Source organism: Marinobacter sp. CP1 (genome assembly GCF_001266795.1).
In the GTDB taxonomy this organism is placed as follows: domain Bacteria; phylum Pseudomonadota; class Gammaproteobacteria; order Pseudomonadales; family Oleiphilaceae; genus Marinobacter; species Marinobacter flavimaris.
Genome location: NZ_CP011929.1, coordinates 1557534 through 1580364, shown reverse-complemented (window position 1 = coordinate 1580364; position 22831 = coordinate 1557534). Strand labels below are relative to the sequence as shown.

21 protein-coding genes are annotated in these 22831 nt (G+C 57.7%); 13 read left to right on the top strand and 8 right to left on the bottom strand.

The window, feature by feature from the left end:
- Positions 1-5: 5 nt before the first annotated feature.
- Positions 6-410: an acyl-CoA thioesterase gene (locus ACP86_RS07480; RefSeq protein WP_008172970.1), complete on the bottom strand. Its 405-nt coding sequence runs from the start codon at positions 408-410 to the stop codon at positions 6-8.
- Between the two features lie 197 nt (positions 411-607).
- On the opposite strand from ACP86_RS07480, the gene ACP86_RS07475 reads away from it, so the two are divergent.
- The 5 genes from ACP86_RS07475 to phoU all read left to right on the top strand — a co-directional run bounded on the left by ACP86_RS07475 (position 608) and on the right by phoU (position 6096).
- On the top strand, positions 608-1648 hold the full coding sequence (locus tag ACP86_RS07475) for a substrate-binding domain-containing protein (protein WP_008172969.1): 1041 nt from the start codon (positions 608-610) through the stop codon (positions 1646-1648).
- Positions 1649-1785: 137 nt separating this feature from the next.
- Positions 1786-3174, top strand: a complete 1389-nt coding sequence (gene pstC, locus ACP86_RS07470; RefSeq protein ID WP_008172968.1) for a phosphate ABC transporter permease subunit PstC — start codon at positions 1786-1788, stop codon at positions 3172-3174.
- The gene (gene pstA / locus ACP86_RS07465) at positions 3167-4441 is read left to right on the top strand and encodes a phosphate ABC transporter permease PstA (protein ID WP_053113208.1); all 1275 of its coding nucleotides are present in this window, start codon (positions 3167-3169) and stop codon (positions 4439-4441) included. The genes pstC and pstA overlap by 8 nt, the downstream gene beginning before the upstream one ends.
- Positions 4442-4452: 11 nt before the next feature.
- Positions 4453-5340: a phosphate ABC transporter ATP-binding protein PstB gene (gene pstB / locus ACP86_RS07460; RefSeq protein WP_041645688.1), complete on the top strand. Its 888-nt coding sequence runs from the start codon at positions 4453-4455 to the stop codon at positions 5338-5340.
- A 33-nt stretch (positions 5341-5373) separates the two neighbouring features.
- Positions 5374-6096, top strand: coding sequence for a phosphate signaling complex protein PhoU (gene phoU / locus ACP86_RS07455; RefSeq protein WP_008172965.1), 723 nt, complete (start codon positions 5374-5376; stop codon positions 6094-6096).
- 338 nt (positions 6097-6434) lie between these two features.
- On the opposite strand, the gene ACP86_RS07450 is transcribed toward phoU, so the two are convergent.
- The 5 genes from ACP86_RS07450 to mnmH all read right to left on the bottom strand — a co-directional run bounded on the left by ACP86_RS07450 (position 6435) and on the right by mnmH (position 11026).
- The gene (locus tag ACP86_RS07450; protein ID WP_053113207.1) at positions 6435-6800 is read right to left on the bottom strand and encodes a histidine triad nucleotide-binding protein; all 366 of its coding nucleotides are present in this window, start codon (positions 6798-6800) and stop codon (positions 6435-6437) included.
- Positions 6801-6841: 41 nt separating this feature from the next.
- Entirely contained in the window at positions 6842-8137 is a 1296-nt protein-coding gene (locus ACP86_RS07445) for an FAD-dependent monooxygenase (protein ID WP_053113206.1), read from the bottom strand.
- Between the two features lie 82 nt (positions 8138-8219).
- A complete protein-coding gene (locus ACP86_RS07440) occupies positions 8220-8777 on the bottom strand; it encodes an aminoacyl-tRNA deacylase (protein ID WP_053113205.1) in 558 nt (185 codons plus the stop codon).
- 170 nt (positions 8778-8947) lie between these two features.
- Positions 8948-9781 (bottom strand): mechanosensitive ion channel family protein, encoded by an 834-nt coding sequence (locus ACP86_RS07435; protein ID WP_053113204.1) that lies wholly within the window; start codon positions 9779-9781, stop codon positions 8948-8950.
- Between the two features lie 141 nt (positions 9782-9922).
- On the bottom strand, positions 9923-11026 hold the full coding sequence (gene mnmH / locus ACP86_RS07430) for a tRNA 2-selenouridine(34) synthase MnmH (RefSeq protein ID WP_053113203.1): 1104 nt from the start codon (positions 11024-11026) through the stop codon (positions 9923-9925).
- Positions 11027-11159: 133 nt separating this feature from the next.
- On the opposite strand from mnmH, the gene ACP86_RS07425 reads away from it, so the two are divergent.
- Positions 11160-11819, top strand: a complete 660-nt coding sequence (locus ACP86_RS07425) for a class I SAM-dependent methyltransferase (protein ID WP_041645686.1) — start codon at positions 11160-11162, stop codon at positions 11817-11819.
- Positions 11820-12263: 444 nt separating this feature from the next.
- Here the strand turns inward: ACP86_RS07425 and ACP86_RS07420 are convergent, their stop codons facing one another.
- Complete coding sequence (locus tag ACP86_RS07420) at positions 12264-12668, bottom strand: VanZ family protein (RefSeq protein ID WP_053115488.1); 405 nt, start codon at positions 12666-12668, stop codon at positions 12264-12266.
- Positions 12669-12765: 97 nt separating this feature from the next.
- Between ACP86_RS07420 and cysZ the strand changes: the two genes are divergently transcribed.
- The 6 genes from cysZ (at position 12766) to ACP86_RS07390 (ending at position 20684) form a co-directional block, all read left to right on the top strand.
- Positions 12766-13515: a sulfate transporter CysZ gene (cysZ, locus tag ACP86_RS07415; protein ID WP_008172957.1), complete on the top strand. Its 750-nt coding sequence runs from the start codon at positions 12766-12768 to the stop codon at positions 13513-13515.
- Between the two features lie 16 nt (positions 13516-13531).
- Positions 13532-16393 carry an RNA polymerase-associated protein RapA gene (rapA, locus tag ACP86_RS07410; RefSeq protein WP_053113202.1) on the top strand — a complete coding sequence of 954 codons (2862 nt, stop codon included), beginning with the start codon at positions 13532-13534 and terminating at the stop codon, positions 16391-16393.
- A gap of 130 nt (positions 16394-16523) precedes the next feature.
- Positions 16524-18974, top strand: a complete 2451-nt coding sequence (locus ACP86_RS07405) for an acyl-CoA dehydrogenase (protein WP_053113201.1) — start codon at positions 16524-16526, stop codon at positions 18972-18974.
- Between the two features lie 17 nt (positions 18975-18991).
- Complete coding sequence (crcB, locus tag ACP86_RS07400; RefSeq protein ID WP_008172952.1) at positions 18992-19372, top strand: fluoride efflux transporter CrcB; 381 nt, start codon at positions 18992-18994, stop codon at positions 19370-19372.
- Positions 19373-19611: 239 nt separating this feature from the next.
- Positions 19612-19818, top strand: coding sequence for a cold-shock protein (locus ACP86_RS07395; protein WP_008172950.1), 207 nt, complete (start codon positions 19612-19614; stop codon positions 19816-19818).
- 170 nt (positions 19819-19988) lie between these two features.
- Positions 19989-20684, top strand: coding sequence for a lysophospholipid acyltransferase family protein (locus ACP86_RS07390; protein WP_053113200.1), 696 nt, complete (start codon positions 19989-19991; stop codon positions 20682-20684).
- A 50-nt stretch (positions 20685-20734) separates the two neighbouring features.
- Here the strand turns inward: ACP86_RS07390 and ACP86_RS07385 are convergent, their stop codons facing one another.
- Entirely contained in the window at positions 20735-21538 is an 804-nt protein-coding gene (locus ACP86_RS07385) for a dienelactone hydrolase family protein (protein WP_053113199.1), read from the bottom strand.
- Between the two features lie 157 nt (positions 21539-21695).
- On the opposite strand from ACP86_RS07385, the gene ald reads away from it, so the two are divergent.
- The gene (ald, locus tag ACP86_RS07380) at positions 21696-22814 is read left to right on the top strand and encodes an alanine dehydrogenase (RefSeq protein ID WP_053113198.1); all 1119 of its coding nucleotides are present in this window, start codon (positions 21696-21698) and stop codon (positions 22812-22814) included.
- Positions 22815-22831 lie beyond the last annotated feature (17 nt).

The following is a 22831-nucleotide window of genomic DNA, read 5'->3' as shown; positions in this document are numbered from 1 at the left end:
CAGGGTCAGAGAACCTGCTCCGGCACCTCGCGGATCCGACCGTGCTCATCAATGGCAACGTAGACGAACAGACCCTCGGTGACCTTACGTGGATTCTTGGCAGTGCGGTCAAGGGTCCACACTTCCACGCTGATTTTCATGGAACTGCGGCCGATATCGACGAGTTCGCAGTAACAACCTACCTGGGACCCTACTCGCAACGGTGACAGGAACTCCATCCGGTCCATGGCCACGGTGGCGTTACGGCCCTGGGAAATCCGTCCGGCCATGGTCGCCGCGGCGAGATCCATCTGTTTTACCAGCCAGCCGGCAAAGACATCGCCATTGGCATTGGTGTCTGAGGGGAGCGGGATAATCTGCAGGGTGAGTTCGCCACGGGGCGTGGGTTTGTCATCATCTAACGCTGTCATAGTACTGCCTTCTTGCGAGCCTGGAATTGTTTTAACACGCATGGTAGCGGGCTGAAGCAGCGCTGCAAGCAAATTTGAACATTCCTGACTATATTTCAGAAGCTGTAACAAAGTTGTCACAGAGTGCCATTAGTCTGCACCCATCGGTAAAGCACATCCGACAAAACGTCCAAACCAAAAAATGGAGACATGACGTGATGAAACTGAACAAAGCACTCGCGACTGTAGCACTGGCCGGCTCCGTAGCCGCCATGTCTGCACCAGCCATGGCCCGTGACACCATCAGCATCGTGGGTTCCTCAACTGTTTATCCGTTCGCCACAGTTGTTGCCGAGCGTTTCGGCACCAAGACCGACTTCAGCACACCCAAGCTGGAATCCACCGGTTCAGGCGGCGGTCTCAAGCTTTTCTGCCAGGGCATCGGCACCCAGCACCCGGACATCACCAACGCGTCACGTCGCATGAAGACGTCCGAGTTCGAACTCTGCCAGAGCAACGGCGTTACAGACATCACCGAATTCCGCATTGGTTCTGACGGCATCGTGATCGCCAGCTCTAAAGAAGCTGAGAACCTCGATATCACCCTCGAGCAGCTGTTCCTGGCCCTCGGTTCCAAAGTGCCTGTTAACGGCGAGTGGGTAGCCAACCCGAACAAAAACTGGAGCGATGTTGACTCCAGCCTGCCGAACAAGCCGATTCGTGTAATGGGTCCGCCCCCGACTTCCGGCACCCGTGATTCCTTCAACGAGTTGGCTCTCGCCGCTGGTTGCGACGAGCTGCCTGAAGCCGCCAGCCTGAGCAAGGACGAGCACGCCTCCATCTGCGAAAGCGTTCGTGAAGACGGCGCCTTTATCGAAGCGGGTGAAAACGACAACCTGATCGTGCAGAAGCTGATTGGCGACACCGGCATGTACGGTGTATTCGGTTACAGCTTCCTGGAAGAAAACGCAGACCGTCTGCAGGCTGCCACTCTGAACGGTATGATCCCGACTGCCGAAGCCATTGCTGCGGATGAGTATCCGGTGGCCCGTTCGCTGTTCTTCTACGTGAAGAAAGCTCATGTTGGTGTGGTTCCGGGCATTGCGGAGTATGTCAGTGAGTTCACCAGCAACGCTGCCATGGGCCAGAACGGCTACCTGAAAGATGTGGGCCTGATCGTGCCGCCGCGGGCTGCTTTGATGGACCTGATGGACAAGGCAGAAAGCATGCCGAACCTGACCCTGGACGAGCTCAAGTAAGACCGTCGTCCGGTCAAGAATGGAGGTGCGGGTCTCGTTGGAGGCCCGCACCTTTTGCACGTTTGGACGATCCGGTGCGAGTTCAGAGCTGAATCTGTAAACTGTGCGCCAATTCGAAGTCGAATACAGGAATTTTCATGCAACCGGCTAATCTTTTATTACTGACTCTGGTGCTGGCGATCGTGGCCTATTGGCTCGGTTACGCTCGCTCCCGGTCGTTGGCGATGCCGCTGGGTGGGATCCGTCACCTCAAGTCCCTGCCTTTTTATTACGGAGCCCGAGCGGCATTGTGGAGCGGTATCCCCGCTCTTATCGTGCTTGGTCTTTGGGCGGCATTCCAGGGCAAAGTCATCCAGATGATCGTTATTGGTGGTTTGCCTGAAGGTATAATCCCGGCGACCGACGGTGAGGCGAGCCTGCTGTTGAGCAAGATCAGCAATGTGGCCAGCGGAGCCTTGCCTCCTGGCTTCGTTGAAGCACCGATAGCTGAGGCCGCCGAGCGTTTACAGGCACTGCGCACGCAGAGTCGGTTCCTGATGTCTGGTCTTGTAATCTCGGTTGCCGTGCTTGCGGGTTTTCTCGGGTGGTTGAGAATTCGCCCCCGCCTGAATGCCCGTTCCCAGGTCGAGTCCATTCTCAAGTGGGTATTTTTCGCCTGTGCGGCCCTGGCTATATTGACCACCGTCGGAATCATTTTCTCGGTGGCGTTCGAGACTTTTCGTTTCTTTGGCAAGGTCCCGTTCACCGAATTTATCTTTGGTAGTCACTGGAGCCCCCAGACCGCTCTGAGGGCCGATCAGGTGGCTTCTCAGGGCGCCTTCGGGATGATTCCCCTGTTTACAGGTACCCTTCTGATTTCTGCCATTGCCATGGTTGTGGCTGTGCCGGTGGGCTTGCTGTCGGCCATTTACCTGTCGGAATACGCGGGTAGAAAGGTGCGCGGTGTGGTCAAGCCGTTGCTGGAAATGCTGGCGGGTATTCCCACCGTGGTTTACGGCTTCTTCGCCGCTCTTACGGTCGCTCCGTTTATCAGCGATCTGGCCGCATCCATGGGTATCGAGGCATCAAGCCAGAGTGCCCTGGCCGCTGGTGCCGTTATGGGCATCATGATCATTCCGTTTGTGTCTTCCCTGTCGGATGACGTGATCAATGCCGTGCCCCAGGCCATGCGTGATGGCTCTCTTGCGCTCGGAGCCACCCAGTCCGAGACCATGAAAAAGGTGATTTTCCCGGCTGCACTGCCCGGCATCATGGGCGGTATTCTGCTGGCGGTCTCCCGGGCCATCGGTGAAACCATGATCGTGGTCATGGCCGCTGGTCTGGCTGCTAACCTGACGGCCAACCCGCTGGAAACGGTTACCACCGTAACCGTGCAGATCGTGACCCTGCTCACCGGTGACCAGGAATTCGACAGCGCCAAGACGCTGGCTGCCTTCGCATTGGGCGCCATGCTCTTCCTGGCAACCCTGTTGCTCAACGTCATTGCACTGAAAATCGTACGCAAATATCGGGAACAGTATGACTGACCAACGTTCACAGGCGGAGATTGTCCGCCAGTCGCTCAAGCGTCGCTACCGTAAGGAACGCCGTTTCCGCGCCTACGGCATCATGGCAATCGCCATTGCCCTGGGGGCCCTGTTAATCCTGTTCACCGATATCATCGGCAAGGGTTATACCGGCTTCGTGAAGACCACCATCACCATGGATGTGCAGTTGGATGGTGAGATGATGTATCTGGATGATCCCACGGACGAGCGTCAGATCAAGATGGCCGATTTTGTCGAGCCTCTGGTTCAGGCACTGATCAAGGAGATCCCTGGAGCAACGGAGGATGACCGGAATCAGGTTCGCGAGCTGATCAACCCGTACGCCTCGGTGACGCTACGGGATGCCCTGAAGGCAAACCCCGATTGGTTGGGCACCACCCAGACCATGACCTTTCTCACGCACACGGATGTGGATGTCTACGTCAAGCATGCAGGGGATGATGCCTACTCGATCAAGCTGAACGACCAGCAAAAAACCTGGGTCGATGAGCTTCTGGAGCGGGACGTTATCGAGACATCGTTCAATGATGTGTTCTTCAGTGGCGGCGATTCCCGTGATCCGTCCAAGGCAGGTATTCTTGGCGCCATTGTCGGTTCGCTGCTGACCATGTTCGTTACCCTGATCCTCTCGTTCCCGATTGGTGTGGCCGCGGCGATCTACCTGGAAGAATTCGCGCCCCAGAACAAATTCACCGATTTTATCGAGGTGAATATCAACAACCTGGCGGCGGTTCCTTCCATCATCTTTGGTCTGCTTGGCCTCGCGGTGTTTATCAACCTGTTCGGGATGCCACGTTCGGTTCCGGTGGTTGGTGGTCTGGTGCTGACGTTGATGACTCTGCCGACCATCATCATTTCCAGCCGGGCCGCGATCAAAAGCGTACCACCCTCGATCCGGGAGGCCGCTGAAGGTATCGGTGCATCCAAGATGCAGGTAGTTCTGCACCATGTGCTGCCGCTGGCCATGCCGGGTATGCTCACCGGTTCCATCATCGGTATGGCCCAGGCACTGGGTGAAACCGCACCGCTGCTGCTGATCGGTATGGTGGCGTTCATTGTGGACGTACCCGACGGGTTCTTCGATTCGGCGACGGTGCTGCCTGTGCAGGTGTTCCTGTGGGCGGGCAGCCCGGAGCTGGCCTTTATTGAGCGAGCGTCGGCAGCCATCATGGTGCTGCTGGCCTTCCTGATCAGTATGAACGCATTGGCCATCTGGATGCGCAAACGTCTCGAGCGCCGGTGGTAAGGAGAATCAAGATGAATAGTGTGAATACAACCATTACCAGTGAAGTTACCCAACCGGACGAGGTTGCCGTGCCAGTTCAGGAATCGAAGCCCGCTGAAACCATCATCGAGGAAGGCAAGACCGTCGGTAAGCCTTACTCGGACGACCCCAAGTTCAAGCTTCGGGATGTCGAGGTATTCTACGGGGATGCCCCCGCGATCAAGAAGATCAGCCTTGATATTGGCCGTAACGAAGTCATTGCCTTCATCGGCCCATCCGGTTGCGGCAAATCCACCTTCCTGCGCTGCCTGAATCGCATGAACGACAGCATCGATATCTGTCGTGTGAAGGGTTCCCTGCAACTGGACGACCACGACATTTACGACCCCAAGCGGGATGTGGTCGAACTGCGGGCCAGGGTCGGTATGGTATTCCAGAAGCCGAACCCTTTTCCCAAGTCCATCTACGACAACGTGGCTTACGGCCCCCGGATTCACGGGCTGGCCAACCGCAAGTCGGATCTGGACGAGATAGTGGAAAACAGTCTGCGCAAGGCCGGCCTCTGGGAAGAGGTAAAGGATCGCCTGGACGCCAACGCAACCGGCATGTCCGGCGGCCAGCAACAGCGTCTGTGTATTGCCCGTGCCATTGCCGTGAGCCCGGAAGTGGTGCTGATGGATGAGCCCTGCTCGGCCCTGGACCCTATTGCGACCGCGAAAGTGGAAGAGCTGATTGCCGAACTGTCCGAAAGCTACACGATCGTTATCGTGACCCACTCGATGCAGCAGGCGGCCCGGGTATCTCACCGTACGGCCTACTTCCACCTGGGACACCTGGTTGAAGTGAACGAGACCAACAAGGTATTCACCTCGCCGGAACATGAACTGACCGAGTCCTACATCACCGGCCGTTTTGGCTGATTCCGGACCTGAGGAATTTTGGAGAAGAACAGTATGCCTACAAAGAAGGACGACGTTTACGGGGATCACATCTCCCACAAGTTCAATGACGAACTGATGGAGCTCAAGACCGAGTTCCTCAAAATGGGCGGCATGGTTGAGGCCCAGGTCGATAATGCCATCCTCGCCCTGGTGGATGGCGATGGTCATCTGGCCGACGAAATCCGTGCCAACGACAAGAAAGTTGACCGGATGGAAGTGGAAATCGACGAGGAGGCCACCCTGATCATTGCCCGTCGCCAGCCGACGGCCCGGGATCTGCGTCTGGTGATCTCAGTCATCAAGATGGTGGCCGACCTTGAACGGGTTGGCGACGAGGCCAAGAAAATCGCCAAGCTGGCCATCAAGCTGCAGGAAGAGGGCCAGGCCCCGCGGGGCTATGTGGAAGTACGCCACATTGGCACCCACGTGCTCAGCATGCTTCACGATGCCCTGGATGCCTTTGCCCGGCTGGATTCCGAGCAGGCGTTGCGGATCATGAAGGAAGACAAGCGCGTCGATGAGGAATATCAGGCAGCTGCTCGGACCCTGCTGACGTTCATGATGGAAGATACCCGTAACATTTCACGGTGCATGTCGGTGATGTGGGTGCTCCGTGCCCTGGAGCGGGTGGGTGACCACGCATGTAACATTGCTGAGAACGTGATTTTCATGGTCAAAGGCGAGGACGTTCGTCATACGCCGGTTGAAGAGGCTGAGAAAGTCGTCGGCCGCTGATTTTTTGGCCTGGGAGGAGGGCCGCCGCGTGGTGCGGCTTTCCGAGACACGCTCGAGCCGTCCATGGTCGCTTGGCTTTCGCCATCCATGGCGAAAGACAGTCCCGGAAAGCCGCACCACACGCCGTCCGATCAGAGCTGGGAGTCAGCCTGGTCCCTTAACAAAACAGATAATTGGGCGCCTACGAGCGATAGCTCCCAGGTTTGAGCAAGTGGGCCGGCAATGCTGTTTGGGACTATCTTTCGCCAGGGATGGCGAAAGCTAAGCGCGCATGGATGCCTTGAGCGTGTCCCAAACAGCATTACCGGACCGCTTGCCGGCACCCAAGCCTAAAGCAATCAGGCATGCTTCATTTTTTCGGTATACGGCGGCCAGCCCAGCGGCTTCCCGGCAAGAACATGCAGATGAATGTGGAACACCGTCTGCCCTGAATTTTCCCCGCAGTTCATGACGACTCGATAGCCGTCGTCGGCAAAGCCCTTCTCCTTGGCAATTTTCGCAGCCACCAGATACAGATGCCCCACTAGTTCCCGATCTTCCTCGGTGATGTCGTTAATGGTGGCGATGGCCTTTTTCGGGATGACCAGGAAATGAACCGGCGCCTGGGGGTTTATGTCGCTGAAAGCGAGGGCGATGTCGTCTTCGTAGAGGATGTCCGCGGGAATTTCCCGGTTGATGATCTTGGTGAAAATCGTCTCTGACATGGTGGCTCCTTTGCACTTGTCCTTGGGATTGTTGTTTGGCTCTAAAGCTGATTCAGGCCCGGAATCCGGGAGGCTATCTGCCGCACCACGGCCGGCAGTTTCTCGTCGATGCCCATGGCGTAGCGGGCAACCCGGTTGCGGGCGAAGGGTAGGGCGCGGGCGGCGCCGAGGCCGAGGTTGCGTAGCAGGTGGACGGGTGGAATCCGGTTGCTGAACAGATGGTAGAACAGATCCATGGTCAGCATCATTCTGCGGTTCGCCGGCCGGCGCTGTTGTTCGTAGAGGTTCAGCCACTTCGGATTTGCCAGATCATCGCCGGCGCGCTTGGCCTCTTTGAGGGCTGACTGGAGGGCTTGCGCATCCTGGAATCCCAGGTTCACCCCCTGGCCGGCCAGCGGGTTGATGGTATGGGCAGAATCACCGGCCAGGACAACTCGTCCAGAGTGATATTGTTTGGCGTGCTGGCGGGCGATGGGGAACGAGGCTTTGATGTCGATGTGGGTCAGCAAGGGCAAACTCGCGGGAAACGACGACTGGATTTCGCTCATCAGGGTGCTGTCGTCCAGGGCTTTCAGGCGTGCCAGTTCATCGGGCGAATCGTACCAGACCAGGGAGCCCCAGCTTTCACCCGGATGTTCCGGACCGGCACTGTGCAATGGCAGGAAGGCTCGGGGCCCCGAGGGGTGAAAGCCCTGCCAGGTAATGTCTTCAACCGGCCCCTGATAGCGTACCGAGATAACCATTGCCTGCTGGTCATACTGGTTACGGGTTACGCCGATGCCGGCCAGGTCCCTGATCCGGGATTGGGCGCCATCGCAACCGACTACAAGGCTTGCTAGCAGCTCGCGGTCGTCATCCAGGGTGACCGTGGCTGTATCACCGGACTGCGCCAGTGAGGCGACACCCTGACCGTGGAACAGGGATATCTGGGGGCAGGCCTCGGCGGTTTGCCAGAGCGCCTGTTGGGTTACTGAGTTTTCGACGATGTGTCCCAGGTGGTGGGCGCCCAGCTCGGTGGCGTCGAATTGGACCTCAGCCAGTTTTCGGGGCACCAGGTTCTGCAGTGGATAGCGGGTTTCATCCCACACGGCCAGTCGCCTATAGGGCGTCGAGCGCATCCCGAGGATGTGGTCCCAGGCGCCCAGGCTCTGGAGATAGCGCTCACTGCCGGCGCTCAGGGCAGAAACCCGGATGTCCGGGGCGCTTTCCGGGTCAAAGTCGGGGGGCGGAGCCCGGTCGACAAGGGCAACGCGGAAGCCATTCTGGCCGAGGCCAGTGGCGAGAGCAGCGCCGACCATGCCGGCACCAACTACGACAATATCAAAGACTTGAGTCATATCGGTTTCCTGTCTGATGCCCTCAGTTTACGCGATGACGGCAGCCAGACAAGAGACCGGGATCAAGCCGGAATGAAAACCCTCAATAGCCTGCCATACCTGACACCCGCGGCTCGGCAGCGTCGTCAGGCCTGCGACGGTTCTTGATCAGCCAGGCGGGCTTCTGTGCACCCGGTTTGTTGAATCCCTGGTTCAGGACCATGGGTTGCACGAGGGTCAGGAAATCCGAGGTTTTCATATGTGCCGATTCGCTGTGGCTGCCTGCGGCGAACGCCAGTTCGGGCTGCTCGGTCAGCGCTTCGGCGCAATAGACGGTCATTCCGAACAGGTTGCCAAAGGGGGGCATGGCGCCTACCTCGCAATCCGGGAAGCGGTCCTGGAATTCCTGTTCGTCAGCGAGGTCAAGAAAGTCGGTGTCGAGGATGCGGGATAACCTGTCCCAGCGGATTCGCCAGGTGGCCGGCATCACCAGCATTGCCATTTTACCATCCAGTTCGATGATCACCGTTTTGACGACACGGTCGCCGGCAATCTTGACGTGGTGGGCGAGTTCCTGGGCGGTAAATGCAGGAGGGTGGGAGAGGCACATGTATTCCACACCCGCCTCATCGAGGAATTCCTTCAACTGCTGTACCGGCATAGTGACAACCTCCTACCAGCAATGACAGCGTTCCGGAGCCTGTGTTGATCTAATTGCCTGGCCCCGATGGCCTGGCGGGGTTGGTCAACCCCGCCATTAATGGTCAGCTTAGTTGAGGTTACGCAGTTTGCGAGTAACCGGATGTATCAATGAGAAACCGATCGCGAATCTCAGTCGGTTTTAATCATATGAACATCGCGCTGGGGGAACGGAATGCTGATACCCTCGGCGTCGAATGCTTTTTTCACTTTCTCATGCATGTCCCAGTAGAAGGGCCAGAGATCACCTGATTTGGTCCAGGCCCGAACGGTCAGGTCGACGGAGCTTTCGCCCAGTGCACCAACAACGATCAGTGGTTCGGGGTCCTTCAGTGCGCGCTCGTCTTCTTCAATAAGGCGCTTGCAGATGGCCTTGGCCTTGTCGATGTCATCACCGTAGCCGATGCCGAAGCTCATGTCGCAGCGACGGGTTTCATAGGCGCTCAGGTTGGTCAGGCTGGCGTTGGCCAGTTGACCATTCGGGATCACAATCCGGCGGTTATCGAAGGTGTCGACAATGGTGTACAGGATGGAGATTTCGCGGACGGAGCCGAGGTAGCCCTGGGCATCAATCGTGTCACCAACCTTGAACGGTTTGAAGATCAGGATCAGCACGCCGCCGGCGAAGTTGGCGAGGCTGCCCTGAAGCGCAAGACCGACGGCCAGGCCGGCAGCACCGATAATGGCAATGAAGGAGGTGGTGGCAATTCCGACCATGGAGGCGACAGAGATCAGCAGCAGAATCTTGAGGATTGCTCCGATCAGGCCGCAGAGAAACTTGTTCAGAGTGGGGTCTTTTTTGCCCAGCTTGTTATCTAGAACGCCGACAAACCGGTTGATCAGCCACATGCCCACAATCAGAGTGACAATGGCCAACACGACCTTGGGGGCGTATGTCATGACCAGAGCCATGGCCTGATTCATGAGTTCCGAGGCACCGCCTTCAGCGCCAAATAGGTCTTCCATAAAGGACTCCTTGTTCGTTGGTATTTTTCATAAGTGTCTGATTAACGGACAAATTCCTGCAACAACATGATTCGTCTACTTCTTTATATAGCAGACAAATGTCGTGAGTGTGTACTGCAGGCGTAATATTCAGTCAGGGCCTTACGCAACCGAGCTTTTGTTGGCCCAGTCGAGAATGGTCTTGGGGCCTCCACGAACAAGAATCCGGCCTTCTTTCTTGCCCAGTTGGTAGTCGTACATTGGGTCGTAATAATCCTGGAGCAGTGACTGGATCCAGGCGTTGTGGGCCGCTGTCTCTCCGGTGGCTTCCTGCTGCAGGAGTGCCTGGTCCATCAGGCCGCGCAGCTGCTGGTGTCGCTCCCCGCCCAGGCGCTTGCGGATGCGGTCAATGGCGCTCAGCAGATAGTCCCGGAAATTCAGCCAGCCTGCTTCGGCCCCGTCGCGGTCCACGTAATCCGAGTACATTCCCTCAACATAATCCTCGCGGATGATGCCAATACGCTCTTCCATCGGTTGCTCGAGGATCAGCAACGGCGACCTGGCCATCCGCTCCTTGAGGGATTCGGGCAGGGCGCAACGGCCAACAAGGCGGCTTTCATCTTCCAGATAGACCGGACCACTGTTCAGGTGGCGGGCTTTGAGCATGGCTACCGCCAGCCGGTTCTCGAAATCGATTTGTGAAGGCTGCGGTGTTACCTGACGCCCGAAGCTGGAACCCCGGTGATTGGCCAGGCCTTCAAGATCCACCGGATTGGGGAGCTGTTTCAGTACCCGGGTCTTGCCGGTGCCGGTGCGCCCGCTGAGAATCCGGAACTCGCCGGATTCGATCTGCGCTTCCAGACTGTCGATCAGGAATCGGCGCAATGCCTTGTAGCCGCCTTTGACCAGCGGGTAGTCAATTCCGGCCTCCCGGATCCACTGCTGGGTGAGCCGGGAGCGCAGGCCACCCCGAAAACAGAACAGGTAGCCGTTCGGGTGGCGGGCGACAAAACGTTTCCAGGCTTCAATGCGCTGGGCCTTGATGTCACCGGACACCAGCTGGTGCCCCAGTTCAATCGCCTTGTCCTGACCTTTCTCCTTGTAACAGATGCCGACCCGATGGCGCTCCTCATCGTTCATCAGGGGCGCGTTTTCGGTATTCGGAAAGCTGCCACGGCTGAACTCTACCGGTGCCCGGACGTCCATCAGCGGCACATCATTCAGGAACAGGGAAAGGTAGTCGTCGGTGTTGGGTCTGCTTGCCATTTCAGCGGTAAACCAGTTGTCAGATGGAGGCGGCAGTATAGCGGAAATGGGGTTTTTCTGCTTGTCGCCGCCTGTTTCCCGGACTGGTCACGGGTACAATGACGCCTTCCGGAAAATTGAGGTTGGGTACCCCATGTCAGTGGACAGTCTGAATCAGCACCTGCGCAAAACCCTCTCCCGAGGCCGGGTGGCCGTTTCCCGTCCTGCCGGTTGTGAGCGCATTGCCCTGTACCTCTTTGACCCGAGGGTGCTTGAGGGGCCGTTATCGCACGAAGAGGCCCAGGCGGTCGTTGCCGAACCCGCCTACTGGTCGTTCTGCTGGGCCAGCGGCCAGGTGCTCGCCAACTGGATTCTGGACAATCCCCATTGGGTTGAGGGCAAGCGCGTCCTGGATTTCGGCTCGGGATCCGGAATCGTGGCTGTCGCGGCGGCAATGGCCGGAGCGAAGGAAGCCATCGCCTGTGACATTGATCCGGCTGCGCTGGACGCGGCCAATGCAAATGCGGCTCTCAATGGTGTTTCCGTTGGCCTTTGCCCTGACTGGGCAGCCCGACCGGACGAAATAGATGTCGTGACCGCCGCGGATGTGCTCTATGATCCGGAAAACCGGCCGTTGCTCGGCGTTTTACGCGAGGCGGCTCCTCGGGTGCTGCTGGCGGATTCGCGGATGAAAGTGTTGGGTGACGATGCCTACCGCAAGCAGACAACGCTTGAGGCCCGGACCTGGCCGGATCTTAACGAATTCGAGGAGTTCAATAGGGTTCGTATCTACCTGGCCGAGAACAACCAGTGATGGATCAGAGGTGAGAAAAAAGAAGGTATAAAAAAATAAAGGGCAACCAAACGGTTACCCTTTCTCGGAACAGGTCGGCGCATCCTTGCGCATTTGGCAACAGCCGTGTTGCGAGATCCTTGAGCCACTCCGTGGTGCCGGCATCCGAGCCGGCTATCCGAATAGTTATCCCTTAAGCGAGGCGTCCTTGTGTCCCTACCTCTCCCCGCGGTCCTTGCCGGGGTGCATCCAGTGCGTCGTCCATTTCCCTGTCATCCTTGACAACAACAATATACCAACTGGATTCTGACAAACGTGTGAACTGTGCACGCATCGCAGGAGATGTCAGCGTGGGTGTCTACAATAAAACAAATTTATCAGTGAGTTAGCTTTTCCCTGAAGAGTTTCTGGCACTGCCGCGTACACAACGTCACTGTAAGATCTCACGCCTTTGTAAGAGATATCTCACAGCGATTCTGGCGAATTTCGCAAATCCGGTTTTCCGGTGTTTCGGATGCCGGGCCAGGGAAGAAGTCCGATGGCAATGCCGGCGCCGTCCGCAGCCAGATCGGCCAGGGAAAATTCCCGATAGGGCAGGGTTGCCTGGATAAGCTCAATGCCAAGGCCAAAGCCCAGCAGGGCCGGCGCAAACCAGATGGGCCGGAGCTCCGGCCAGGCCAGCCGGGTGAGGATGGTGAGCTCGAGGAAGGCGATCAGATGGTTCACCTTGACGTTCGACGATGAAGGTATGGCATGAGGGCTGTCGGTTGTCGCCAGAAACCCGATGGCCAGAACGGAAACCACAAAGGCTGCCTGCCAGAGGGGGCGGAATTGCAGCAGGCTGGTCAGTTGTTGTTTCAATGTATCCATCGGGGAAGTCACTGAGCGTTCTCGGGCTGTGGGAATGTTGCCAACATGATATGCTTTGCGCCCCGTCATTGTCATTGAAGCGGAGGTCCTGCCAGCTATGCTCAAGGGTAATTTTTTTCGTGGACTGGGCTACCTGGGTGAGGGTTTCCGCCTGATTCGTCAGCCCGGTCTTCGGCTGTTCGTCATCATTCCACTGGTTATCAATATTCTGCTCTTCGGATTGCTGTTCTTCTTCATGGGAGAGCTGTTTGCAGGCCTGATTGCCACCGCGATGTCGTGGTTGCCGGACTGGGCGTGGCTTCAGGCACTGGATTGGCTGTTCTGGATTCTGTACGGGGCGGTCATCGTACTGATGCTCGCCTACGGCTTTGTGATCGTTGCCAATCTGATTGGTTCCCCTTTCTATGGCTATCTTGCCGAACTGACAGAAAAGCACCTGACCGGCCAGGAGGTGAATACCGATGACAGTTGGGCATCGATCATCAAGGATATTCCCCGGGCACTCTGGCGCGAGGTTCAGAAGATCCTGTATTACCTGCCGCGGGCTATCGGTTTACTGATCATCGGTCTTATACCGGTTGTTAATCTGGTGGCTGCTGTTCTCTGGTTCCTGTTCAACAGTTGGATGATGGCGCTGCAATACGTGGACTACCCGGCAGACAACCACAAGGTCAGTTTCCCCGCACTGCGACGGTTGCTCGGCGACACCCGCCTGTCTGCCTTCGGCTTTGGCCTGCCGGTGGCGCTGGCCGCCATGGTGCCGGTGCTGAATCTGTTTGTCGTGCCGGCGGCCGTATGTGGGGCGACGGCTTACTGGGTGCGTGAGAACGGCGCCACAAGAACTTAATTGGTCTGGAGGTTTCTTGGATACATCGGAATTTGTTATTGGTCAGCGTTGGGTCAGCCACAGTGATACCGGCCTGGGGCTCGGGATCGTCACGGATATCTCCGGGCGCCGGGTGACCCTCGGGTTTCCCGCCGCCGATGAGGAGCGCAGCTACGCGATTGATAACGCCCCGCTGTCCCGCATCATCTATCAGTTGGGGGAAGAGATTGAGACCTTCGATGGCGAACGGTACACCGTCCGTGCAGTTGAGGACCGGGGCGGGGTGCTCCTGTATCACGGGGACGACGGCACCGACCTGCACGAAATTTCCGAGGTGAAACTCGCCGGATCCGTGAATTTTTCTGCGCCGCACCAGCGGCTGTTTGCGGGCCAGTTCGATCGCAACGGCGCCTTTCGCCTGAGGTTTGCCACGCTTCAGCACATGAACCGCCTGCGGGCATCGTCAGCCCAGGGGTTGATCGGCGCCCGCACGCAGCATCTGCCACACCAGATATACATTGCCCATGAAGTTGCCCGGCGCCATGCGCCACGGGTTCTTCTGGCAGATGAGGTCGGTCTTGGCAAAACCATCGAGGCGGGGCTGATCCTCCACTATCAGCTGCACACTGGCCGGGCAAAGCGTGCCTTGATCGTGGTACCGGATTCCCTCACCCATCAATGGCTGGTGGAAATGCTCCGCCGCTTTAATCTGCGATTTTCCATAGTGGATCAGGGTCGCTACGACGCTCTGAAAGAGCAGGAAAGCGACGTGGATGCGCTGGTTAACCATATTTTTGGCGATGAAGATGCGGTGAATCCGTTCGAGAGCGAACAGCTGGTGCTCTGCAGTCTCGACTTCCTGAAGAAAAGCCAGAAGGCGCAGGACGATGCCCTCAAGGCTCACTGGGACCTGATGATTGTTGATGAGGCCCATCATCTTGCGTGGAGCCCTGAAGAGGTTAGCCCGGAATACCGGATTGTTGAGGAACTGTCGGCGGTCAGCCGCGGCCTGCTCTTGCTGACAGCAACGCCCGAGCAGGTGGGTATCGCCAGTCACTTTGCCCGCCTGCGGCTTCTCGACCCGGCCCGTTTCCATGATCTGGAAACCTTCCGCAGAGAAGAGCAGCAGTATGAAGCCATCAACAGTGTTGTCCGGCGGCTTCAGGACGAAAGCTCCGATATCAGCGAGGGCGATCAGAAGCTGCTGCGGGAATGGTTGGGTGAAGAGCTGGACCAGCTGTTTGCCGGTGACAATCCGAGGCAATCGGTGATCGATGCCCTGCTGGACCGGCATGGTACCGGTCGCGTGCTGTTCCGGAACACCCGGGCGGCCATCCAGGGATTTCCCGAGCGTCGACCCGATCCTGAACCGTTGCCTTGTCCGGCCATGTACGAAGGGCAGGCCTCAGGTATTCAGGGGTTGACCCCGGAGCAACTGGTGCCCGAGGAGCAGTGGCTGGCGGACGATCCCCGGGTTGAATGGCTTGAGAAAAAGCTGATCGGCCTGCGCCCCGCCAAAGTGGTGGTGATCTGTGCCAGTGCCCAGACTGCCATGGTCCTGGAGCATTATCTCCAGCTGCGAGCGGGTATCCGCAGTGCTGCCTTCCATGAACACCTGAGCCTGATCGAGCGTGATCGTGCCGCCGCCTATTTCGCCGACACGGAGCAGGGTGCCCAGGCGCTGATCTGCTCTGAAATCGGCAGCGAAGGCCGCAATTTCCAGTTTGCCCATCATCTCGTGCTCTTCGATCTGCCTGCAAACCCGGACTTGCTCGAGCAGCGCATCGGGCGGCTGGACCGGATCGGTCAGACAGAAGCGATTGATATTCACGTGCCCTACCTCAGTGGCACCAGTCAGGAGGTGCAGTTCCGCTGGTTCCACGAGGGCCTGAACGCCTTTGCCGAGAGCTGCGCGGTGGGCGTTGCCGTTCAGGAAGCGTTGCAGGCCCAGTGGCAGCAGGCTATTGATGGCGACCTTGATGTGGCTGATGGGCTGGTCGAGGCCTCCGCGGACGAAGCAACGCGCCTGAAAACGCTCTTGCAGGCTGGCCGTGATGCCTTGATCGAGCTGAATTCCTGTCGCCCTGAGGTGGCAGAGGATCTGATCGCCGCCATCGAAGACGAAGAATCCGAGGCCCGGGTTCGGGATTACATGATGGAGGCTTTTGACATCCTCGGCGTGGATGTCGAAGACCATGCCGATCACTCCGACATTCTGCGACCCGGCGAGCAATATCAGGCCGGCCATGTCGCCGAATTACCGGAAGACGGGATTACCGTGACCTGGGACCGACAGAGTGCCTTGGAGCGGGAAGACCTGGCTTTCATGAGCTGGGAGCACCCGATGGTCACGGGGGTGATGGACTCGGTGACCAGTTCCGGCCTTGGCAAGGCCGCCCTCGCCAGTCTTTCCGTAAAGGCGCTGCCGCCCGGAACGCTGTTGATGGAGGCCCTGTTTACTGTGCACTGCCCGGCACCGGAAGCGCTCCAACTGACCCGCTACCTGCCGGTCTCGCCACTTCGGCTGCTGGTGGATGTAAATGGCAAGGAGCTTTCGGGCGCGTTGCCTCACGACCGGCTCAACGAGATGTGCTCGAATATCCGGCGGCGCACGGCCCAGGCCATCGTTCCGCAGATCCGGCCCCAGGTGGAAACCATGGTGGACCACGTGGAGCGGTTGTCGGAGCCTCATCTGGAGCCCCTGAAGTCTCAGGCGCTTGAGCAGTTGGAGGCCAGTTTCGGACCGGAAATCCGTCGGCTGGAAGCATTGCAAAAGGTGAATCCGGCGATTCGTGAGGAGGAAATCGACTTTTTCCGCGATCAGTTTGAAGCGGCAAAAGAGGCGATAGGGCACGCCAGTCTGGCATTGGAAGGCATTCGTGTGATCGTGACCGCATAATGCCAGGTGTGATCTCCGTAACTGGCTGACTGTGCGGCATTTGCTGGTCAGCCCTCATCTGATGCGGTACCGTAAACGTAACGGTTTATAGTCTTCGACATTCCCGAACCATGGATGATAGAGAGAACCTATGATGACTTTCATACTGTTTGTAGTGGCACTGGCTGGCCTGCTGATTGTGATGCGGCGCGAGTCTGGTGCAACGTCCGCGATTGGCGTAATGGCCGTTACCGGCCTGCTGTCGCTGATTTTTGCCTCTGGTTTGCTGGCCCTGGTTTTGTTTATTGGTGCCGCCCTAACAGCTGCTGCCGGCCTCCCCGGGTTTCGCCAAAGCTGGCTGACACCCCGCATTTTCGCGATGTTCAAGAAGGTCGCACCGAAGGTTTCCGAGACTGAGAAAGTGGCTCTCGAAGCCGGTACGGTCGGCTGGGACGGTGAACTGTTCACTGGTCGGCCTGACTGGCACAACCTGCTGATCAACCGCAATACCGGCCTGAGCGAGGAAGAACAGGCCTTCGTCGACAATCAGTGTGTCCAGGCAATTTCCATGTGTAACACCTGGGACGTGGCGGTCGAGCGGGCTGATCTGCCCAAAGAGCTGTGGGACTTCCTCAAGAAGGAAGGTTTCTTCGGGATGATCATTCCCAAGGAATACGGTGGCCTCGAATTCTCTGCCAAGGCGCAGTCTGCAGTTCTGCAAAAACTGGCATCCAACGAGACGCTCATGGTGTCTGTGGGCGTACCCAATTCCCTTGGTCCTGGCGAGCTGCTCGTCAAGTACGGCACCGAGGAGCAGAAAAACCATTACCTGCCAAGGCTTGCAGACGGTCGTGAAATTCCTTGCTTTGGTCTGACGGGCCCAAGGGCTGGTTCAGATGCGACGTCGCTTCCGGACACCGGTATCGTTTGCAAACAGAAAGTCGATGGCAAGGAAGTTGTCGGTATCCGGCTGAATTTCGAGAAGCGCTGGATCACCCTGGCGCCCATCGCCACGGTTGTTGGCCTTGCCTTCCGCATGTTCGATCCGGACGGGCTCCTGGGCGAAACCGAAGACTATGGTATTACCTGCGCACTGATCCCCAGGGACACCAAAGGCATGGAGATCGGCCGTCGTCATTGCCCGATTGGCAGCCCGTTCCTGAATGGCCCGATCAAGGGTAAAGATGTCTTCATTCCGCTGGACTACATCATCGGTGGCGTGGATATGGCCGGTCAGGGCTGGCGTATGCTGGTTGAGTGCCTGTCGGTGGGTCGCTGCATCACCCTGCCGTCCGGTGCGGCCGGTGCGGCTGCGTCGGCCGTTGGCACCGCTGGTGGTTTCACCCGTATCCGCCGTCAGTTCAATACGCCGGTTGCTGATATGGAGGGTGTGCAGGAGCCTCTGGCCCGAATCGCCGCCAAGACCTATATCTCTCAGGCAGCTGTAAACCACACTGCCAATATGATTGATAAAGGTGAGAAGCCGGCAGTGCCGTCTGCCATCCTTAAATACCACCTTACCGAGTTCCAGCGCGGTGTATTGACCGATGCCATGGACGTTCACGGTGGCAAGACCGTCACGCTTGGCCCGCGTAACTACCTGGGCATAGGCTACAGCGGTGCCGCTGTCTCGATCACTGTTGAGGGTGCCAACATCATGACCCGCAGCCTGATGATCTTCGGCCAGGGCGCCATTCGCTGCCATCCGTATGTGCTCAAGGAGCTGGCGGCCAAGGACAACGATGATATCAACGCGTTTGACGATGCGTTCTTCGGCCACGCCGGGCTGATTTTCGGCAATGCCGCCCGCGCCTTCACCCAGGCTCTTGGTCTTGGACGGGCAGATGTGCCGTTTGACAGTGCCAGTCGCAAGTACGCGCAGGCCGTGGCCCGCTTCAGCGCAGCCTTTGGTCTGTGCTCGGATGCCGCGATGACCACGCTTGGCAGCGAACTGAAAATGCGGGAGCTTATCTCTGCACGGCTGGGGGATATGCTGTCCAACCTGTACCTGGCTTCCATGGTCCTCAAGAACTGGCACGAGACCCAGCCGGTAGAGGGTGAGAAGGAAGTAATGGAGTACAGCCTGGGCATGCTGCTGCATCGCACTGAAAACGCCCTGGATGAGTTCCTCCAGAACCTGCCGAATCGCGCCGTGGCGCTGGTTCTGCGGGGCGTCACGATGCCGCTTGGCCGTCGCTGGGGCAGTCCGCAGGACGACCTTGCGCGCAAACTGGCTCGTGCAATATCCACAGACACGCCTATCCGCAATAAGCTGATTGCCAGCATCTGGCATACCAATGGCGAGGGCACCGTGGAGAATCCGGTGGCTCGCTACAACGGTCTGCTCAAGGACTATGACAAGGCAGAACAGCTATACCGGAAAGCGACCAAGGCCTACGCCAAAGGTGAATTGCCGATGACCGCCTTGCATCCGGAAGAGCGGTTTGAGGCGGCCCTGAAGGCTGGTATCTATACCAAGGAAGAGGCCGATTTCATGCGCCAGTATGAGACCGTTGTACTTGAGATGCTGACGGTCGATGACTTCCCGTTTGATGAGTTTGCGCGCAACAAGGAGACAGTGATTGATCACAACCCTGCCTGACAGGAGACAGCCCTGACATGTGGTTGTCGTTCGTTGCTGTGAGTGTTGGCGCCGTTATCGGCGCCAACCTTCGTTGGGCTCTGGGGTTGTGGTTGAACACGACCTACCATGCCGTTCCTTACGGAACGCTGGTTGCCAACCTAAGTGGTGGTTGGCTGATCGGGCTGCTGATCGGTTACTTCAGCCATGGCACCACGCTGGCACCGGAGTGGCGGCTCTTTGCCATAACCGGATTGTGCGGTGCGCTGACCACCTTTTCGACGTTTTCACTCGAGATGTTTGCTGCAATCCAGGACGGCAAATGGGCCATGGCCATCACCGGTATTCTGGCCCACGTTGTCGGCTCCATCCTCATGACTGCACTGGGAATTTACACCTTTGGCCTGGTGAAGGGATGATGGGTACCACTACCTACACAAATTCTCGAAAATACCCTTGGCAAGCTTCGGATTCAGGAGTAGAGTGAAGGGCGTAGGAAAGATTCAGTAAAGCATTTCATGAATAAGACGTACCTCCGCAGTTAGTAGTGACCGTCCTGTTTTTGATTCCGCGAGTTCTGTATTTCCGCAAAACGCTGACCTGACACCATGAAGGTGCGAGGCGGCAGATAATATGATTGATTTCAGGAAGTTTAAGTATGTCTACTACTACCGGTACTGTTAAGTTCTTCAACGAAGCAAAAGGCTTTGGCTTTATCACTCGTGAAGGCGGCCCGGACGTTTTTGTTCACTACAGCGCTATTCAGGGCAGCGGTTTCAAAACTCTGGCAGAAGGCCAGCAGGTTGAGTTCACCGTTACCCAGGGCCAGAAAGGTCCTCAGGCGGAGAACGTTGTTGCCCTGTAATCCCTGATGGATTCGGCAATAACCGCCAAAAAGGCAGCTTCGGCTGCCTTTTTTAATGGCTGAAAAACGCCTGGCAAGGTGGCACGCTTTTGTTATTTTCCCATCATTGTGTAATCTTTACCGACCTGCTGCTCGTTTAACCGGAAGTCGAGATCTCCAGGAATCATTACATGCTCCGACCGCTCAAGGCCGCCTGGATCCTGTTCTGGGCCATACTGCTCACCCTGATTCTGTTCTTCCCGATTGTTATTGCAGCCCTTTTGGGCAAGCGAGGGGATGCAGCGTTCCACGGCACCCAGATTTATGCATGGATTATCCTGAAAGTCTGCGGTATCCGCCTCAAGGTTCGTGGCAGGGAAAACATCGAGCCCGGTCAGCGATATGTCATTCTGAGCAACCATGCCTCCTATCTTGATCCCCCGGCGCTGGTGCTCGCCCTTGGTCTGCAATATCGATGGGTGATCAAGAAAGAGTTGCGCAAGGTGCCCCTGTTCGGATTGGCACTGGAAGCCTCGCGGAATTTGTTTATCGATCGCTCGAAAGGCAGTGATGCACTGGAGAGCATCAAGCGGGGTGTCGGCCAGCTCCCGGACGGCACCGGCATTCTGATTTTCCCGGAAGGAACCCGTTCGTGGGATGGCAAATTACTACCCTTCAAGAAGGGTGGTTTCGTCATTGCACAGGATGGCGAGCTTCCGATTCTTCCTGTCACCATCTGTGGGTCCCACCAGCGATTGCCCAAGGGAAGTGCTGCCTTCAGCAGCGGTGACATTGAAATCGTCATTCATCCCCCGATGGCGTCCGGGGCTTTGCCGCTGGATGATCTGATGACAGACGTTCGCAACAGTATTGCGTCGTCCCTCTGAAGCAGAAGAACCCGGCCGTCCGGCCGGGTTCCGGTGTTCAGCGCACGGTGTTACCGGGCGAAAATAGCCTCGTAGAAACGCATGGTTCCCTCCCAGGAACGGGTGGCGGCCTCTTCGTCATAACCTATCGGCATGCCGAACTCCTCGGCGACCTTGTCAGCGCCAGGATTGGTGAATGAGTGCAGCACGCCGGGAAAGCTCACCAGGGTGAGATCGACTTCTGCATCCTGCATCTCCTTCACCAGGCCGGCGACCTGGTCCGAGGGAACCATCTTGTCGGCACCACCGGTGTAAACCTGAACCCTGGCCTTCACTGTTCCGGCTTCGGCGGTTATGGGGCTGCCAAGCGCACCGTGGTAGCTGACGACGCCGTCCAGATCCACGCCCATACGTGCCATATTCAGGACCACCGCGCCGCCGAAACAGTAGCCTTGTGCAGCGATGCGGGACGCATCAACGCTTTCATGGTTTTGCAGGATCTCCATCGCCTTCATGAAGCGCGCCTTCACCTGATCCATGTCCTTGGTCGCTTCCTGCATGAACTTCTGGGCGGTATCAGGGTGGTCCGCCTGCTTGCCAGAGCCATACATATCCAGGGCAAACGCGGTATAGCCGGCGGCGGCGAGCCGCTCTGCCTGATCCCGGGCGAATTCATTGTGGCCCCACCACTCATGCACCACCAGAACACCCGGGCGCTTCTCTTCGAACTCATTATCCCAGGCCATGTAACCGGTGAAGGTGGTTTCACCGACCTTGTATTCAACGGTCTTGGTTTGCATTTCTGCCAGTACCTGCGTGCTTGCCAGAGTTAGTGACAGGGCTGCGGCGGTCGCCGCTGTTTTCAGAGTTTTCATGATCTGTCCTGCTCCTTTTGGGTCGGATTGTCTTTTTATCCGGAAATCTACGCCCGGAACCGGTAAACCGATGCAATCAGTTGCCAATCCAGTATAGGACCTTTTGACTACACTACAGTCAGACACCCGCAAATCCCGAATGATCTGGAGGTTGTGTATGAGGATCGGTGTACCCAGGGAAATCAAGAACCGCGAATACCGTGTAGGCATGACACCCGCTGCCGTTCATGAGCTGTGCGGCCACAATCATGAGGTGTTTGTGGAAACCGGAGCTGGCCTCGCCATCGGTTTTTCTGACGAGGATTATCGGCAGGCCGGAGCGCGAATTCTTGAGACGGCCGGGGAGGTTTTCGATACCGCAGAGTTGATCGTCAAGGTCAAGGAGCCCCAGGCCGAAGAGCGGGCCATGCTGAAGCCGGAACACACGCTTTTCACCTATCTGCATCTGGCCCCGGACAAAGCGCAGACGGACGACCTGGTGAAGTCCGGCGCTACTTGCATTGCCTATGAGACAGTGACCGACCATGGAGGGCATTTGCCCCTGCTGGCGCCTATGTCGGAAGTCGCCGGGCGCATGTCGATCCAGGCCGGTGCCCATTGCCTGGAGAAAGCCATGGGCGGTCGCGGCGTGCTTTTGGGCGGCGTACCCGGTGTCAGTCCGGCGCGGGTAGCGGTCGTTGGTGGCGGAGTTGTCGGCCAGAATGCGATTGCGATGGCGGTCGGGTTGGGTGCCCAGGTCACGGTTCTGGACCGCAACATGGACGTACTCAGAAACCTGGACCATCTCTACGGCAACCGCATCACAACCCTGTTTTCAACGGCCCAGACTCTGGATCAGGCGGTGACGGAATCCGATCTTGTCATCGGCAGTGTGCTCATTCCAGGGGCCTCTGCGCCAAAGCTGATCACCCGCGATATGATCCGCCGGATGCCGGAGGGAAGCGTTATCGTGGACGTTGCCATTGATCAGGGTGGTTGTGCCGAAACCTCCCGGGCCACGACGCACGACGATCCCACGTATATTGTTGATGGTGTGGTACATTACTGCGTGGCGAATATGCCGGGTGCCGTTGCGCGCACGTCGACTCTGGCGTTGAATAACGTCACTTTGCCTTTTGTGGCGGCCCTGGCCAACAAGGGTCCGGATCGGGCGATGAAGGAAGATCAACACCTCAGGGCCGGGCTGAACGTGGCCGCGGGCAAGGTGACCTACAGGGAAGTGGCAGAAGCGACCGGGCACCCATACACCAACCCTGAATCCCTGTTGGGATCCTGAGTGTGAAATCCCCGGAG

Coding starts and splice junctions, on each gene's coding strand:
- ACP86_RS07395 (WP_008172950.1), top strand. CDS start 19,612: ATGTCTACTACTACCGGTACTGTTAAGTTCTTCAACGAAGCAAAAGGC.
- ACP86_RS07435 (WP_053113204.1), bottom strand. CDS start 9,781: ATGGAAGACCTATTTGGCGCTGAAGGCGGTGCCTCGGAACTCATGAAT.
- ACP86_RS07480 (WP_008172970.1), bottom strand. CDS start 410: ATGACAGCGTTAGATGATGACAAACCCACGCCCCGTGGCGAACTCACC.
- ACP86_RS07385 (WP_053113199.1), bottom strand. CDS start 21,538: ATGAAAACTCTGAAAACAGCGGCGACCGCCGCAGCCCTGTCACTAACT.
- crcB (WP_008172952.1), top strand. CDS start 18,992: ATGTGGTTGTCGTTCGTTGCTGTGAGTGTTGGCGCCGTTATCGGCGCC.
- ACP86_RS07405 (WP_053113201.1), top strand. CDS start 16,524: ATGATGACTTTCATACTGTTTGTAGTGGCACTGGCTGGCCTGCTGATT.
- ACP86_RS07450 (WP_053113207.1), bottom strand. CDS start 6,800: ATGTCAGAGACGATTTTCACCAAGATCATCAACCGGGAAATTCCCGCG.
- ACP86_RS07390 (WP_053113200.1), top strand. CDS start 19,989: ATGCTCCGACCGCTCAAGGCCGCCTGGATCCTGTTCTGGGCCATACTG.
- ACP86_RS07475 (WP_008172969.1), top strand. CDS start 608: ATGAAACTGAACAAAGCACTCGCGACTGTAGCACTGGCCGGCTCCGTA.
- ACP86_RS07440 (WP_053113205.1), bottom strand. CDS start 8,777: ATGCCGGTACAGCAGTTGAAGGAATTCCTCGATGAGGCGGGTGTGGAA.
- cysZ (WP_008172957.1), top strand. CDS start 12,766: ATGCTCAAGGGTAATTTTTTTCGTGGACTGGGCTACCTGGGTGAGGGT.
- ACP86_RS07425 (WP_041645686.1), top strand. CDS start 11,160: ATGTCAGTGGACAGTCTGAATCAGCACCTGCGCAAAACCCTCTCCCGA.
- phoU (WP_008172965.1), top strand. CDS start 5,374: ATGCCTACAAAGAAGGACGACGTTTACGGGGATCACATCTCCCACAAG.
- ald (WP_053113198.1), top strand. CDS start 21,696: ATGAGGATCGGTGTACCCAGGGAAATCAAGAACCGCGAATACCGTGTA.
- pstA (WP_053113208.1), top strand. CDS start 3,167: ATGACTGACCAACGTTCACAGGCGGAGATTGTCCGCCAGTCGCTCAAG.
- ACP86_RS07445 (WP_053113206.1), bottom strand. CDS start 8,137: ATGACTCAAGTCTTTGATATTGTCGTAGTTGGTGCCGGCATGGTCGGC.
- pstB (WP_041645688.1), top strand. CDS start 4,453: ATGAATAGTGTGAATACAACCATTACCAGTGAAGTTACCCAACCGGAC.
- ACP86_RS07420 (WP_053115488.1), bottom strand. CDS start 12,668: ATGGATACATTGAAACAACAACTGACCAGCCTGCTGCAATTCCGCCCC.
- mnmH (WP_053113203.1), bottom strand. CDS start 11,026: ATGGCAAGCAGACCCAACACCGACGACTACCTTTCCCTGTTCCTGAAT.
- pstC (WP_008172968.1), top strand. CDS start 1,786: ATGCAACCGGCTAATCTTTTATTACTGACTCTGGTGCTGGCGATCGTG.